This window comes from Pseudomonas sp. TNT3 (assembly GCF_010095445.2).
Lineage (GTDB): Bacteria > Pseudomonadota > Gammaproteobacteria > Pseudomonadales > Pseudomonadaceae > Aquipseudomonas.
In genome coordinates this window covers 23,100-35,304 of sequence record NZ_WFGV02000045.1, presented here as the reverse complement: position 1 = coordinate 35,304, position 12,205 = coordinate 23,100, and the positions used below count along the sequence as shown (strand labels likewise).

Annotated in this window: 10 protein-coding genes and 1 tRNA gene; 6 read left to right on the top strand and 5 right to left on the bottom strand. The window is 60.4% G+C overall.

Features of this window, described 5'->3' with window-relative positions:
• Positions 1–30 precede the first annotated feature (30 nt).
• The 3 genes from GBC55_RS22670 (at position 31) to GBC55_RS22655 (ending at position 3,438) form a co-directional block, all read left to right on the top strand.
• Positions 31–1,344, top strand: a complete 1,314-nt coding sequence (locus GBC55_RS22670) for an MFS transporter (RefSeq protein ID WP_162439700.1) — start codon at positions 31–33, stop codon at positions 1,342–1,344.
• Positions 1,345–1,473: 129 nt separating this feature from the next.
• Positions 1,474–2,790, top strand: coding sequence for a PAS domain-containing methyl-accepting chemotaxis protein (locus GBC55_RS29830; protein ID WP_162439699.1), 1,317 nt, complete (start codon positions 1,474–1,476; stop codon positions 2,788–2,790).
• A 54-nt stretch (positions 2,791–2,844) separates the two neighbouring features.
• On the top strand, positions 2,845–3,438 hold the full coding sequence (locus GBC55_RS22655) for a flavin reductase family protein (protein WP_162439698.1): 594 nt from the start codon (positions 2,845–2,847) through the stop codon (positions 3,436–3,438).
• Positions 3,439–3,480: 42 nt separating this feature from the next.
• Here the strand turns inward: GBC55_RS22655 and GBC55_RS22650 are convergent, their stop codons facing one another.
• Positions 3,481–3,849, bottom strand: a complete 369-nt coding sequence (locus GBC55_RS22650) for a cupin domain-containing protein (protein WP_162439697.1) — start codon at positions 3,847–3,849, stop codon at positions 3,481–3,483.
• Positions 3,850–3,925: 76 nt separating this feature from the next.
• A complete protein-coding gene (locus GBC55_RS22645) occupies positions 3,926–4,738 on the bottom strand; it encodes an AraC family transcriptional regulator (RefSeq protein WP_162439696.1) in 813 nt (270 codons plus the stop codon).
• 153 nt (positions 4,739–4,891) lie between these two features.
• On the opposite strand from GBC55_RS22645, the gene GBC55_RS22640 reads away from it, so the two are divergent.
• Positions 4,892–5,533, top strand: a complete 642-nt coding sequence (locus GBC55_RS22640; protein ID WP_162439695.1) for a LysE family transporter — start codon at positions 4,892–4,894, stop codon at positions 5,531–5,533.
• A 10-nt stretch (positions 5,534–5,543) separates the two neighbouring features.
• Positions 5,544–6,638, top strand: a complete 1,095-nt coding sequence (ddlA, locus tag GBC55_RS22635) for a D-alanine--D-alanine ligase (RefSeq protein ID WP_162439694.1) — start codon at positions 5,544–5,546, stop codon at positions 6,636–6,638.
• Positions 6,639–6,692: 54 nt separating this feature from the next.
• Here ddlA and ggt read toward each other — a convergent pair whose 3' ends face one another.
• On the bottom strand, positions 6,693–8,522 hold the full coding sequence (ggt, locus tag GBC55_RS22630) for a gamma-glutamyltransferase (RefSeq protein WP_247266971.1): 1,830 nt from the start codon (positions 8,520–8,522) through the stop codon (positions 6,693–6,695).
• Positions 8,523–8,686: 164 nt separating this feature from the next.
• Here ggt and GBC55_RS22625 point away from each other — a divergent pair, with 164 nt between their 5' ends.
• The gene (locus GBC55_RS22625; RefSeq protein ID WP_162439692.1) at positions 8,687–9,796 is read left to right on the top strand and encodes a DUF2817 domain-containing protein; all 1,110 of its coding nucleotides are present in this window, start codon (positions 8,687–8,689) and stop codon (positions 9,794–9,796) included.
• 108 nt (positions 9,797–9,904) lie between these two features.
• On the opposite strand, the gene GBC55_RS22620 is transcribed toward GBC55_RS22625, so the two are convergent.
• Positions 9,905–9,981, bottom strand: a tRNA-Met gene (locus tag GBC55_RS22620).
• Positions 9,982–10,097: 116 nt separating this feature from the next.
• Complete coding sequence (locus tag GBC55_RS22615) at positions 10,098–12,155, bottom strand: methyl-accepting chemotaxis protein (protein WP_162439691.1); 2,058 nt, start codon at positions 12,153–12,155, stop codon at positions 10,098–10,100.
• Positions 12,156–12,205 lie beyond the last annotated feature (50 nt).

The following is a 12,205-nucleotide window of genomic DNA, read 5'->3' as shown; positions in this document are numbered from 1 at the left end:
TGGTTTTTGCCTATGCCAGAGTTCTTTTACATGACTGCCCAAACCGATTCGCGCCCGACGCCCTTCACCCGTTCGGATTACAAGACCCTCGGCCTTGCAGCCCTGGGTGGCGCGCTGGAAATCTACGATTTCATCATTTTCGTGTTTTTCGCCCTGACCCTCAGCCAGCTGTTCTTTCCGCCGGAAATGCCCGAGTGGCTGCGCTTGCTGCAAAGCTTCGGGATCTTCGCTACGGGCTACCTGGCACGGCCGTTGGGCGGCATTCTGATGGCGCATTTCGCCGACAGGATGGGACGCAAGAAAGTCTTCAGCCTGAGCATCCTGATGATGGCGCTCCCGTGCCTGCTGATCGGGATCATGCCCACCTATGCCCAGATCGGGTATTTCGCGCCGTTGCTGCTATTGGCCCTGCGGATCCTGCAAGGCGCGGCGGTGGGTGGTGAAGTGCCGAGCGCCTGGGTGTTTGTTGCCGAGCACGCACCGGCCGGGCACCGCGGTTATGCGCTGGGGTTCCTGCAGGCGGGACTGACGTTCGGCTACCTGCTCGGTGCGCTCACGGCGACGATTCTGGCGCAAACGTTCACCCCGGCAGAAATTCTCGATTTCGCTTGGCGTTATCCGTTCCTGCTCGGCGGAGTCTTTGGTGTAATTGGTGTGTGGTTGCGCCGCTGGCTCAGCGAAACGCCGGTGTTCATGGCGATGCAAGCCAAGCGGGATGCCGCCGTTGAACTGCCGTTGCGCACGGTCCTGCGTGAACATCGTCTGGCGATGCTGCCGGCGATGATCCTGACCTGTGTACTGACGTCGGCGGTGGTGGTCTTCGTCGTCATCACCCCGACCATGATGCAGAAAACCTTCGGCATGACCCCCAGCTATACCTTCGGGCTGAGCGCCCTGGGCATCGTGTTCTTGAACATCGGGTGTGTACTCGCCGGGTTGTTGGTCGATCGCATCGGCGCCTGGCGCACCGTCATGCTGTATAGCCTGCTGCTGCCGATGGGGATCGGCGTGCTCTACGCCTGCCTGATCACCGGCGCAAACTGGACAGGGCTGGCATACGCGATTGCCGGTCTGTGTTGCGGGGTAGTGGGTGCCGTGCCGTCAGTGATGGTCAGCCTGTTCCCTGCGCGGGTTCGCGTCTCCGGCATTTCCTTCACCTACAACATTGCCTACGCCGCGTGGGCGAGTATCACACCGTTGTTGCTGATCGGCTTGATGCCCTGGAGCCCATGGATCTGCGTGATCTTCAGTGCAGTAATGGGAACAGTGGGCGTAATCAGCGCCGCGTATTTCGGTGCGCGAATGCCGAGTGTCGGACGTTGCCCGGCGGCTGGTGCGGCGTAAACGGAGAAGGCGCCTCACGCGCCGCAACTATTTTTACAGGAGCCCCCTGAAACGCTCTTCAGAAAATATTTCCAAAGCCGATGGCTAGGGCTGCAGTTCGCTTTCTACCCCTGTCCATCGGTGCATTCCATGTTCAATAAACGCATGAAGCAGGAGCTGTCGGCTCTTCGTGAAGAACTCTCCAGCCTTCAGCAAGTGAAGGACAGTCTGGAAAGCGAAATGCTGGTCCTGGCACTCGATCCTGACGGGCGAATTCAATCGGCCAACCCGAATTTCATTGATGAGATGCTCTACAAGGGCCACGACCTGATCGGTCGACACATCGACGACATCGTGCCAGCCCACGTGAAGTCGGACGAGTTCCACCACCGTTTCAAAAACGCGCTCACCCGTGGCGAGCATTTTGCCGGCGCGGTGCGTTTGTTGCGCGGTGATGGTCAGGAAGCCTGGCTGCGTTCGATCATGCAGCCGATTCGTTCCGCGGACGGTCGGATCAGGCACTTCTCGATTTTCTCCAGCGACCTGACCCGCACCATCGAGGCGTCCCGTGAACATGAAAACCTGATCGGCGCGCTGGTGCGTTCGACGGCGGTGATCGAGTTCGATCTCGCCGGCAACGTGCTGACGGCCAACGACCGGTTTCTCAGTGGCATGGGTTACAGCCTGGCGCAGATCAAGGGCAAGCATCACCGCACATTCTGCGTGCCCGAGGAGTACAACAGTGCCGGGTATCAGGACTTTTGGCGCCGCTTGAATGCGGGCGAATTCGTGGCTGACCGCTTCAAGCGCATCGACAGCCATGGTCGTACAGTCTGGCTGGAGGCGTCCTACAACCCCGTGGTCGATGCCAACAACAAGCTCTACAAAATTGTGAAATTTGCCACGGTGATCACCGATCTGGTGAACCAGGAACAAGCTGTCGCAGAAGCCGCAAACATTGCCTATAGCACCTCCCAGCAAACGGACCACAGCGCCCAGCGCGGTAACGCCGTGGTGACCCAGGCGGTTGACGTGATGCGCGACCTGGCCAAACACATGCAAACCGCCAGTGAAGGTATCGAAGCGCTGAACGATCAATCGCTGGTGATCGGCACCATCGTTAAAACCATCAGCGGCATTGCCGAACAGACCAACCTGCTGGCGCTGAACGCGGCGATCGAAGCCGCGCGCGCCGGTGAACAGGGCCGGGGTTTTGCGGTAGTGGCGGACGAAGTTCGTCAGCTGGCTTCACGCACCAGCCAGGCCACCGATGAAATCGTCGGCGTGGTACGGCAGAACCAGGACATGGCGCGTAACGCCGTTGCCTTGATGACCGAAGGCAAGCTCCAGGCGGAACAAGGCCTGGCGCTGGCGGCGGAGGCGGGCACGGTGATCGTCGAAATCCAGGACGGCGCGAAGAAAGTGGTGAGCGCGGTGGGGCAATTTGCCAATCAGCTGGCGACTTGATCGCGACAGGACTGGACCCGCTACAATCGGCGTTTTTCTTCTGGAGCAGACACCATGACCGCTTCCCATCGCCAACCGGTTGCCCTGTCCAAAGCCTATCGCCTGCTCAACCACGGCCCGACCGTGCTGGTCAGCGCAGCTCACGACGGGCAACGCAACATCATGGCGGCGGCCTGGGCCATGCCGCTGGATTTCGAGCCGCCAAAAATTGCCGTGGTTCTGGACAAGTCCACCTGGACCCGGCAGTTGCTGGAAGCTTCGGGGACGTTTGTGCTGAACGTTCCTTGCGCGGCCCAGGCCGATATCGTCCAGACCGTAGGCTCGACGTCAGGCCTGGACATCAACCGGGACCAGGGAAAGGACAAGTTCCAGGCCTATGGCTTGCCGACCTTCAGTGGTGAGTTGATCGACGCTCCGATGCTCGAAGGTTGCGTCGCCTGGCTTGAGTGCCGGCTGCTGCCAGAACCCGGAAACCACGAGCGGTACGATCTGTTCCTCGCCGAAGTCATCGCCGCTCAGGCCGATGAGCGTGTGTTCAGCGACGGCCGCTGGCACTTTGAGGGGCATGACGCCTTGCGAACCCTGCACCATGTGGCAGGCGGGCACTTCCTGACCATTGGCGACCCGGTAGTCGGCAAGACGCTATAAGCAAACGATGGGCACCAACCCGCTTGCTTCTACCGGGGACTCTTATACCCAAACGTCATTCTGAGCCGTGCGTTCACCCCCTTTGTCACCCGTGTTGAGCACGCCCTTGGGTTCGATCAGCAGGAGCTTCACCTCCTGCTCCGCGAACGGCTTGTGCTCGACGCCTTTGGGCACCACATACATCTCGCCAGCATTGACCAGCACGTGGCCATCGCGAAAATCGATGCGCAGCCGGCCTTCAAGAACAATGAAGGCTTCATCGGTATCGAAGTGGTCATGCCAGATGAAATCCCCTGACAACTTCACTACCTTGAACTGGTAATCGTTCATTTCGGCGATGACCCGAGGCGTCCAGTGCGGGCCAATTTGGGAGATTTTTTCGGCGAAGTTCAGGCTTTTGTAAGCGTTCATGAAGCAACTCTCGTGATTGATCGTGAAGCCACGATAACCAACGTATCAGCCTGCTTCTTGTACGATTGTGCGTGGCTCAAGGCCGATGCATTTTCATCCAGCGGGCCGGCGACAATCCGAAGGTTTTGGCGAAGTGACGGGTCATGTGACTCTGATCGGTGAAACCGGCAATCAACGATGCACTCACCAGTGACTGGCCCTGAATCAACAGCGAGCGCACCAGGTCCAGGCGCCGCATGGTCAGGTATCGATAAGGGCTGGTGCCGAACAACAGGCGAAAATCCCTCGATAGACTCCAGCGATCCCGACCGCTGTGGTGGGCCAGTTCGTCCAGTGTCACCGTCCGATCCAACGCACTGTGCATGTATTCCCGCGCGCGTTCCGCTGCCACATAGTCGAAGGTGGGGCGTGTGGTGGTGGAGACTCCGGCGGCGTTATTCAGGGCTTGTGCAAGGTCGAACAGCGCGTCCAGCTCTTCCAGCGGATCGAGGGGGCAAGCCAGACTGCGCAGCAGCACTTGCGTAGCCGCGAACAAGCGCGGGTCGGTCGACAGCCCATCCTTGATGAACGGCAGTGGCTGACCGCCCAGCATCTGCTGGATCATCGCCGGCTCGATGTACATCATTCGGTATTGAAACCCGATCTCGGTCCCTGCCTCGCCATCGTGTATCTCGTCCGGGTGCAGCACCATCGTCCCGCCGGGCAGGCTATGACGCCAGCCTCCGCGGTATTGAAAGCGCTGCACACCGGCCAGTGTATTGCCGATGGCGTAAGTATCGTGACGGTGCAGCTCGTAGCCATGGCCCGCAAAAAACGCCTCGAAACGCTGAAGCCCGCCGACATCGGGGGCCCGGTGAAACCAGTCATTGTGAGGTGGGGGGCTGGCCATGGTCACGTTGTCTCAAGCTCGATGCAGAACACGTTAACCCAGTGACCGGCCAGCTGTCTTCTGGCCGATGGCTGGCTCCAATTGAGTGGAAAACCCAAGGTAATTGTTGCAATGTGTTGCGCATCCGATGAAGCCACGAAGGCGACCCACCTCATGGAACTGTCCCCCCTGAGCTACACCTCTGCGCTGTTGTCGCTTGCACTGTTGTGGACGGTTGCGGTGGTGACGCCGGGGCCTAATTTTTTCAACATCGCGCAATTGGCCGCCAGTCACTCCAAGCGCCACGGCATTGTGGCCGCCCTGGGAGTGGCGACAGGCACGGTGCTGTGGGGACTGGCGGGCGGGCTGGGAATCAAATCGCTGTTCAGCATGGCACCGACGCTCTACCTGAGTTTCAAGATTGCGGGTGGCTGTTATCTGATCTATCTGGGCCTGAAGCAGTTCAAGCGTAAACCGCCATTGGTCACGGGCGAAAATGGCTCACCTGGCGAGGCAGTGCGCACGTTGCTGTCGGTCTATGGCCAGGGATTTTTGGGCAACATGACCAATCCAAAATCAGCCCTGTTTGTTGCGACGATCTTCGCGACCGCAATGCCCGCGTCCGTACCAACGACGTTGCTGGCGCTGGCTGTGCTGACCATGGCGACCTTGTCTTTCACATGGTATTGCAGCGTGGCGTTGCTGTTTTCCAGCCGCCGGATGGCCCGAGGCTATAACCGTTCACGTAAATGGCTGGATCGCTTTGCCGGCAGTTGTTACCTGCTGTTCGGTGCGCATCTGGTGGCGAATCGTTGAGGAGTTCCGAATGAGCAAACTGCGGGTAGGTATTATTTTTGGTGGCCGTTCGGCTGAGCACGAAGTGTCGTTGCAGTCGGCGAAAAACATCGTCGATGCACTGGATCGTTCGCGTTACGAGCCGGTGCTGATCGGTATCGACAAGCAAGGCCACTGGCACCTCAATGACCCTTCGAATTTTTTGCTTAACCAGGAAAATCCGGCGCTGATTGCGCTCAATCAGTCCAACCGTGAACTGGCCGTCGTGCCCGGCAAGGCCCGCCAGCAACTGGTCGAAACCTCCAGTCAGGAACTGCTGGGGCATGTGGATGTGATCTTCCCGATCGTCCACGGCACCCTCGGTGAGGATGGCTGCCTGCAAGGTTTATTGCGCATGGCGGACCTGCCTTTTGTCGGCTCCGACGTACTCGGTTCGGCCGTGTGCATGGACAAGGACATCAGCAAGCGACTGCTGCGCGATGCCGGGTTGGTGGTAACACCCTTCGTGACCTTGACCCGTGCCTCCGCTGCGCGCACCGGTTTCGCCGAAGTGCAGGACAAACTGGGACTGCCGCTGTTCGTCAAACCGGCGAATCAGGGATCCTCCGTGGGCGTGAGCAAAGTCAGCGATGAAGCCGAATACACGGCTGCCGTTGAGCTGGCGCTGGGGTTTGATGAAAAAGTGTTGATCGAATCCGCCGTCAGCGGCCGCGAGATCGAGTGCGCCGTGCTCGGCAACGAGGACGCGATCGCCAGTGGGTGCGGCGAGATCGTCGTGCGCAGCGGTTTTTACTCCTACGACAGCAAGTACATCGATGCTCAGGCGGCTGAGGTGGTGGTGCCTGCCACTATCAGTGTCGAGGCCAGTGAGCGCATTCGCGCGATGGCGGTCGAGGCATTCCACGTGTTGGGCTGCTCCGGGCTGGCGCGGGTCGATGTGTTCCTGACCGATAACGGGGAAGTGCTGATCAACGAGATCAATTCCCTGCCAGGTTTCACCCGCATCAGCATGTACCCCAAGCTGTGGCAGGCCACGGGCATGACCTACAGCGAGCTCGTCAGCCGATTGATCGAGCTGGCGCTGGAGAAGCACGAAGCACGGCGGGCTTTGAAGATTTCCAGATAGTAAAAAACCCGGAGGCGTTTTTCGTCCTCCGGGTTTCCCGCGTGCTGCTTCAACTCAATCCCCCAACGCTTCCCCCTCGCGCCGTGGATCAGCCCCGCCCGCCCAAGATACGTTGCCCTGCGCATCCCTGACCCGAACAATCGCCTGGGTCCCGCTGGTCATGTCGATCTCGTTGACGCTGTGACCTTTGGCCTTCAACGCCTGAATCAGCCCAGCGCTGAATTGTCCCTGTTCCAGCTCCGTTGGGCCGTTACGGCTGCCGAAGTTAGGCAGGCTGATGGCGGCTTGCGGGTCGAGGTTCCAGTCGAGCAGGCCGATGGTGGTCTTGGCGACGTACTCGATGATTTGCGAGCCCCCGGGGGAGCCGAGGGTGGCCACGAACTCGCCGCTCTGGCGATCAAAGATCAACGTGGGCGCCATGGACGAGCGGGGACGTTTGCCGGGTTCGACGCGGTTGGCGACTTTCTGCCCGTTCTCTTCGGGGATGAACGAAAAATCGGTCATCTGGTTGTTCAGCAGAAAGCCTTGCACCATCAGGTGTGAACCGAAGGCGGACTCCACGGTGGTGGTCATGGACACCGCACCGCCCTGGTCATCGACGGCCACGACTTGCGAAGTGGAGATTCGCAGTGGCGAACGGTCTGGCGCGTAGGCGACCTGTATGCCGGGCGGCGTGCCCGGTTTGGCCGTGCCCATGCTCCGATCACCGATCAGGGCCGCCCGGCTGGTCAGATAAGCCGGGTCCACCAGGCCTTTGACGGGGACGGGCACGAAGTCTGTGTCTGCGACGTATTGCGCGCGGTCGGCATAGGCCAGTCGCTCGGCTTCGGAGATCAGGTGCACGGTGTCAGGGGTGGGTTCGATACCCGCAGGCGCGCCGGTCTTAAGCGGTTTCATCGGCGCCAGGGCGAAGCGTTTATCACGAGATTCCAGGGCCTCCAGCGTGCCCAGGATTTGCGCGACGGCAATGCCTCCCGACGAGGGAGGGGGCATGCCGCAGACTTGCCAGCGTTTGTAATCGGTGCACAGCGGTGTACGTTCCTTGGCGCTATAGCCTTTGAGGTCGTTCAGCGTCAGGCTGCCGGGGTTGGCGTGCCCCTGAACCTTGGCGACGATCTCTTCGGCGACGGGACCTTTGTACAGTGCGTCCGGCCCTTCGTGGGCAATGCGTCGGAGCACGCCAGCGAGCGCCGGGTTTTGCAGTCGCGTACCAACGGCTTTCGGGCTGCCATCGGCATTCAGGAAATACGCCACCATCTCCGGTGATCGGCGAAGGGACGAATCCGCAGCAATCAAACGGTGAAGTCGCGGCGAGATGGCAAAGCCTTGCTCTGCAAGTGTGATGGCGGGCTCGAACAGCTTCGCCCAAGGCAAACGACCGTGCTTCTGATGCGCCAGTTCAAGCGCGCGCATCACGCCAGGCGTCCCCACGGAACGACCACCAATCTGAGCCTGGGTGAACGGCATCGGTGTGCCGTCGGCTTGGAGAAACAGCTTTTCGGTCGCGCCGGCGGGTGCGGTTTCGCGACCGTCATAGGTGCGCACGTTCTTGCCGTCCCACAACACGATCAACGCACCACCACCGATCCCCGAGGATTGTGGCTCGACCAGGGTCAGCACGGCCTGCATCGCAATGGCGGCATCAATGGCCGAACCCCCTTGGCGCAACATTTCCCGGCCGGCTTCGGCTGCCAGCGGATTCGCCGCAGCGGCCATGTGTTTTGTCGCGTGGCGGGTCTGCAGGTCGGTGCGAAAACCTGAGGCGGCTTCCGGGGCGAGGGGCAGTGTTGATGAGGGTGGGGCGCAGGCGACCAGCGTCAGTGCAGTGACAATCAATGACAACGCTGAAAGGCGATAGCGGCTCAAGTGGAAAACTGAAGACACGTGGGGCACTCCGTCCGTGGGAAAAGATCCGGGGACTGTATCGACCGACATCCGGTGAAGCAAACCAAGGCCTCCAGTAAAGACGCTTTTGTCCTTCATGAACCGAGCTATTTTCTGTAGGGTCGAGTTCATCAGACTGACCAGAAGATCAACAAGAGGCAGGCATGCACACCGAATTTCCCTCCCAGCCAGGCTATCGCACGCTGCGTGAACAATTCCTCGCGGCAGCGAACTCCGCCGGCGCAACGCTGACCGAGTACCCGCATCCTCTCAAGGGGCCGTTCGGTGAGCCGCTCAGCACCGATGTAGCGATACTCGGCGATCCGCACGCCAAGCGCTTGCTGATCGCGCTGAGCGGCACCCACGGCGTTGAGGGGTTCTACGGTTCGGGCTGCCAGACTCGATGGTTGCAGGAACTGGGCAAACGCTCACTGCCTGCTGATGTGGCGGTGGTAATGGTTCATTTGATCAATCCCTGGGGCACCGCATGGTTGCGTCGGGTCAACGAAGACAACATCGACCTCAACCGCAATCACCTGAACTTCGAGCGAGCGCTGCCAGACAATCAGGCCTATGCCGCGCTGCAAGAGATCTATGCCTGCACCGAGCTCGAAGGGCCCGGGCGTGATCGCGCCGATGAACTGCTCGAAAAGAACATCCGCGAACACGGCTGGCCAGCGGTGATGTCGATTGTCGAAGGCGGGCAGCACCGTCATCCCGATGGTCTGTTTTATGGCGGGCTGGCACCGAGCTGGTCAAACCGGACGTTGCACCAGATCCTCCAGAAACACATCAGTCATGCCGAAGTCGCCATGTGTTTCGACTTGCACACAGGCGCCGGCGAGTATGGACATCCGATGTTGCTGACCATCACTGAAGCGGCTTACCCGGCCCTTCCCGATGCCCAGGCGATCTACGGCCCCTGGCTTTACACCCTGCTGACCGGTGCCGACACGTTGAGCGAAACCGGCGTTGCAGCAACGGCCACCGGCTATACCTCTCAAGCGCTGATCGATACCTTGCCGAAGGTGAAGTTGATGCCTTTTGTGATCGAGTGCGGGACGTATCCGGGGCCTGAGGTTCATCGTCATTTGCGCGATGATCATTGGCTGCATCTGCATGGCGACCCGAGCGACAAGACAGGGCGCGAGATCAAACTGAATTTGCTGGAACAGTTCTATCCCGCTGACAGCGACTGGCAGGCGATGGTCTGGCTGCGGACCTGGCAGATATGGGAAAAAGCGTTGGCAGCACTGCCGACGGTTCGCACCTGAAGGGAAGGTGTTCGAGCCGGAGCGGGCAACGTCCGCTCCAGGTTTTACCGGGACTTTTCTCGAGGCATAAAAAAACGGCCTACCTTTCGGTAAGCCGTTTTTAGTACTTGGTGGCTACACAGGGACTTGAACCCCGGACCCCAGCATTATGAATGCTATGCTCTAACCAACTGAGCTATGTAGCCAAGTGGCGCGCATTATTCACCGGTAATGGGGATGCGTCAAGCGTAAATACAAAATATTTCTCTACGCTTTCAACCGCTTATCCTCCTGGCCCGTAAAATCGGACCGGGGGAGGGCATCAACCGAGCTGAAATCTCCCCGTATTGGCACTCAATGCCTTGCTGCCTTGACTCAAGGTGTCCGCCGCGAGGTTCACGGCTCGTGCGCCCTCAAGCAACCTGACTGCCGCCTGATCAACCTGCTGAATGTTGCCGCTGACTTCATCGGCGGTGCTGGCCTGTTCTTCCACTGCGGTTGCGATTTGCGCCAGTGTGTCGGTTACGCCCTGGACGGCGTGGGCTATTTCTCCAAGACGTTCGCCCAGACCGGTGACCGATTGCGCATCACTCTGGGCCTGGCTGCACGCCGCTTCCATCAGACTCACCGCTTCATTCACCGTGTTGCGCAGGCTGTCGACCGTGTTGGCGATCTGCGCGGTTGATGACTGGGTGCGTTTTGACAGGCTGCGCACCTCATCGGCTACGACTGCAAAACCGCGCCCCTGGTCACCGGCACGCGCTGCTTCGATGGCGGCGTTGAGTGCCAGCAGATTGGTCTGTTCGGCGACGCCGCGAATGGTGTCCACCACCAGTTGGATCTGCTGCCCTTGCTCGCTGACCCGACCGAGGGCTGCGGCAGTGTCGCTCAAGCGCTGATTGAGTTGCTGGATGCTCGCCGTGGTGCGTTGGCTGTCCCGGCTGCTGTCGGCGGCAATGCGCTGCGTGTGCTGGGCGCTGCCGGACGCCTGCTCGCAACTCTGGGCGACGCCTTGCGAGGTGGCGGCCAGTTGCGTAGCGGCGGCAGCGATCTGGCTGATTTGCAGCTGTTGCGCCTCGACTTCGCCCAAGGCTCCCCTGGAGTGTTGATTAAGCATTCGCACTGCGTTGCCCAGTTGCAAGGTTTCGTGATCGACCCCCAACAGGCTGTTGCGCAACTGCACCACCGCGACGTTGAGCGCGGTACTGATAGCCGCCAGTTCGTCGCGACCTTGCACCGGCACCTGCAGGCTCAAGTTGCCATCACGCAGGGCTTCGGCCAACAGGGTGATACCGCTGGTGCTTCGACTGATCGAGGCCTGCAGGCAGACGAACAGATACAGCGCTGCCAACAGCAAGCAGCCGAGGATCGTAGCCACCACGATGAACTGGCGAATCGCCGAGCCATGGTAGTCGTCCAGCCGTTGATCCAGCGACACCAGTGACTGTTGGCGCAGCGCGGCGAGATCGGCAAGCAAGGCATCCAGGTTGCGCTCGAAGTCTTCCGGCTTGAGGGTGATGCTGCCACCGAACACGCCGTCATCGAGCACCTTCAACGTGGTATCCAGATGCTTGAGGCTGTCATGGTATTGCCCCGCCCAGTCCTGCAGGGCATTGGGCAGGCGCGCCTCCAGCAGGCTTGCGGTCTTGACCAACTGCTCACGGGCGTCGCCGATGCGGCTGCGCAAGTCGCGCAGTTGCAGACGGCTTTGCAGGGTGAACTGCCCGGAGACCACTGACGCCTGGCCGACGCTGGCAAGGCGACCGATCCGTTCGATCAGGTCCGGTGCATGCTGGGTGGAGATCTGCGTGAGCAGATAGGTTTCCAGCCAGGGAGCGAGCGTCAGGCGGGTGTCCATGGCGATCTGTTCGCGCAGAGCCTGCAAGGCGCTCAGGGCGTTGGTGAAGCGGTCATAACCGTCCGGCCACCAGCCGACGCTGCTCAGGCTTTTCGAGTCCAGGCCGTTAAGTGCGGCTTGCAGCGCTTGATACCGGGCTTGGGTCTCGTCCTTGGCACCTTCGGCCTTCAGCGCGCTCCCCAACTCCGAGGCCGCTTGGCTGACTGCCGGTTGAGCCGCGTCAAACCCGGCCACGGCAGCGAGCGTCGCCGGGGTCGGCTGGCGATTGGTTTCCGTGGCGCGCCAACGGGCTGCGCGATCGCGTTGGGCGGCCAGCAGATTGTCCAGCGTATCCAGCGCGAGCAATTGACGAACCCCGGCGCGTTCACCAGAAATCAGGCTCAACTTGTCGCGATAATCCAGCCCGATCATCCATAGGCTGCCCGCCAGGGGCAAAATAAACAGCAAAAACAACAGCTGAAATTTGCGTGCGAAGCCAAACCGCCCCAGCAAACCGATCCCCGGTGATAAAAATGCCTGCATGCCCCAAGACTCCCCTGGGCACCACGCACTATTGGCGTGCGTCGAGACCG

What these genes read in the sequence shown, in the direction of transcription:
- GBC55_RS22650 (WP_162439697.1), bottom strand. Translation starts at nt 3,849, where the DNA reads ATGAACGCTTACAAAAGCCTGAACTTCGCCGAAAAAATCTCCCAAATT.
- GBC55_RS22615 (WP_162439691.1), bottom strand. Translation starts at nt 12,155, where the DNA reads ATGCAGGCATTTTTATCACCGGGGATCGGTTTGCTGGGGCGGTTTGGC.
- GBC55_RS22645 (WP_162439696.1), bottom strand. Translation starts at nt 4,738, where the DNA reads ATGGCCAGCCCCCCACCTCACAATGACTGGTTTCACCGGGCCCCCGAT.
- GBC55_RS22670 (WP_162439700.1), top strand. Translation starts at nt 31, where the DNA reads ATGACTGCCCAAACCGATTCGCGCCCGACGCCCTTCACCCGTTCGGAT.
- GBC55_RS22655 (WP_162439698.1), top strand. Translation starts at nt 2,845, where the DNA reads ATGACCGCTTCCCATCGCCAACCGGTTGCCCTGTCCAAAGCCTATCGC.
- ddlA (WP_162439694.1), top strand. Translation starts at nt 5,544, where the DNA reads ATGAGCAAACTGCGGGTAGGTATTATTTTTGGTGGCCGTTCGGCTGAG.
- GBC55_RS29830 (WP_162439699.1), top strand. Translation starts at nt 1,474, where the DNA reads ATGTTCAATAAACGCATGAAGCAGGAGCTGTCGGCTCTTCGTGAAGAA.
- GBC55_RS22640 (WP_162439695.1), top strand. Translation starts at nt 4,892, where the DNA reads ATGGAACTGTCCCCCCTGAGCTACACCTCTGCGCTGTTGTCGCTTGCA.
- GBC55_RS22625 (WP_162439692.1), top strand. Translation starts at nt 8,687, where the DNA reads ATGCACACCGAATTTCCCTCCCAGCCAGGCTATCGCACGCTGCGTGAA.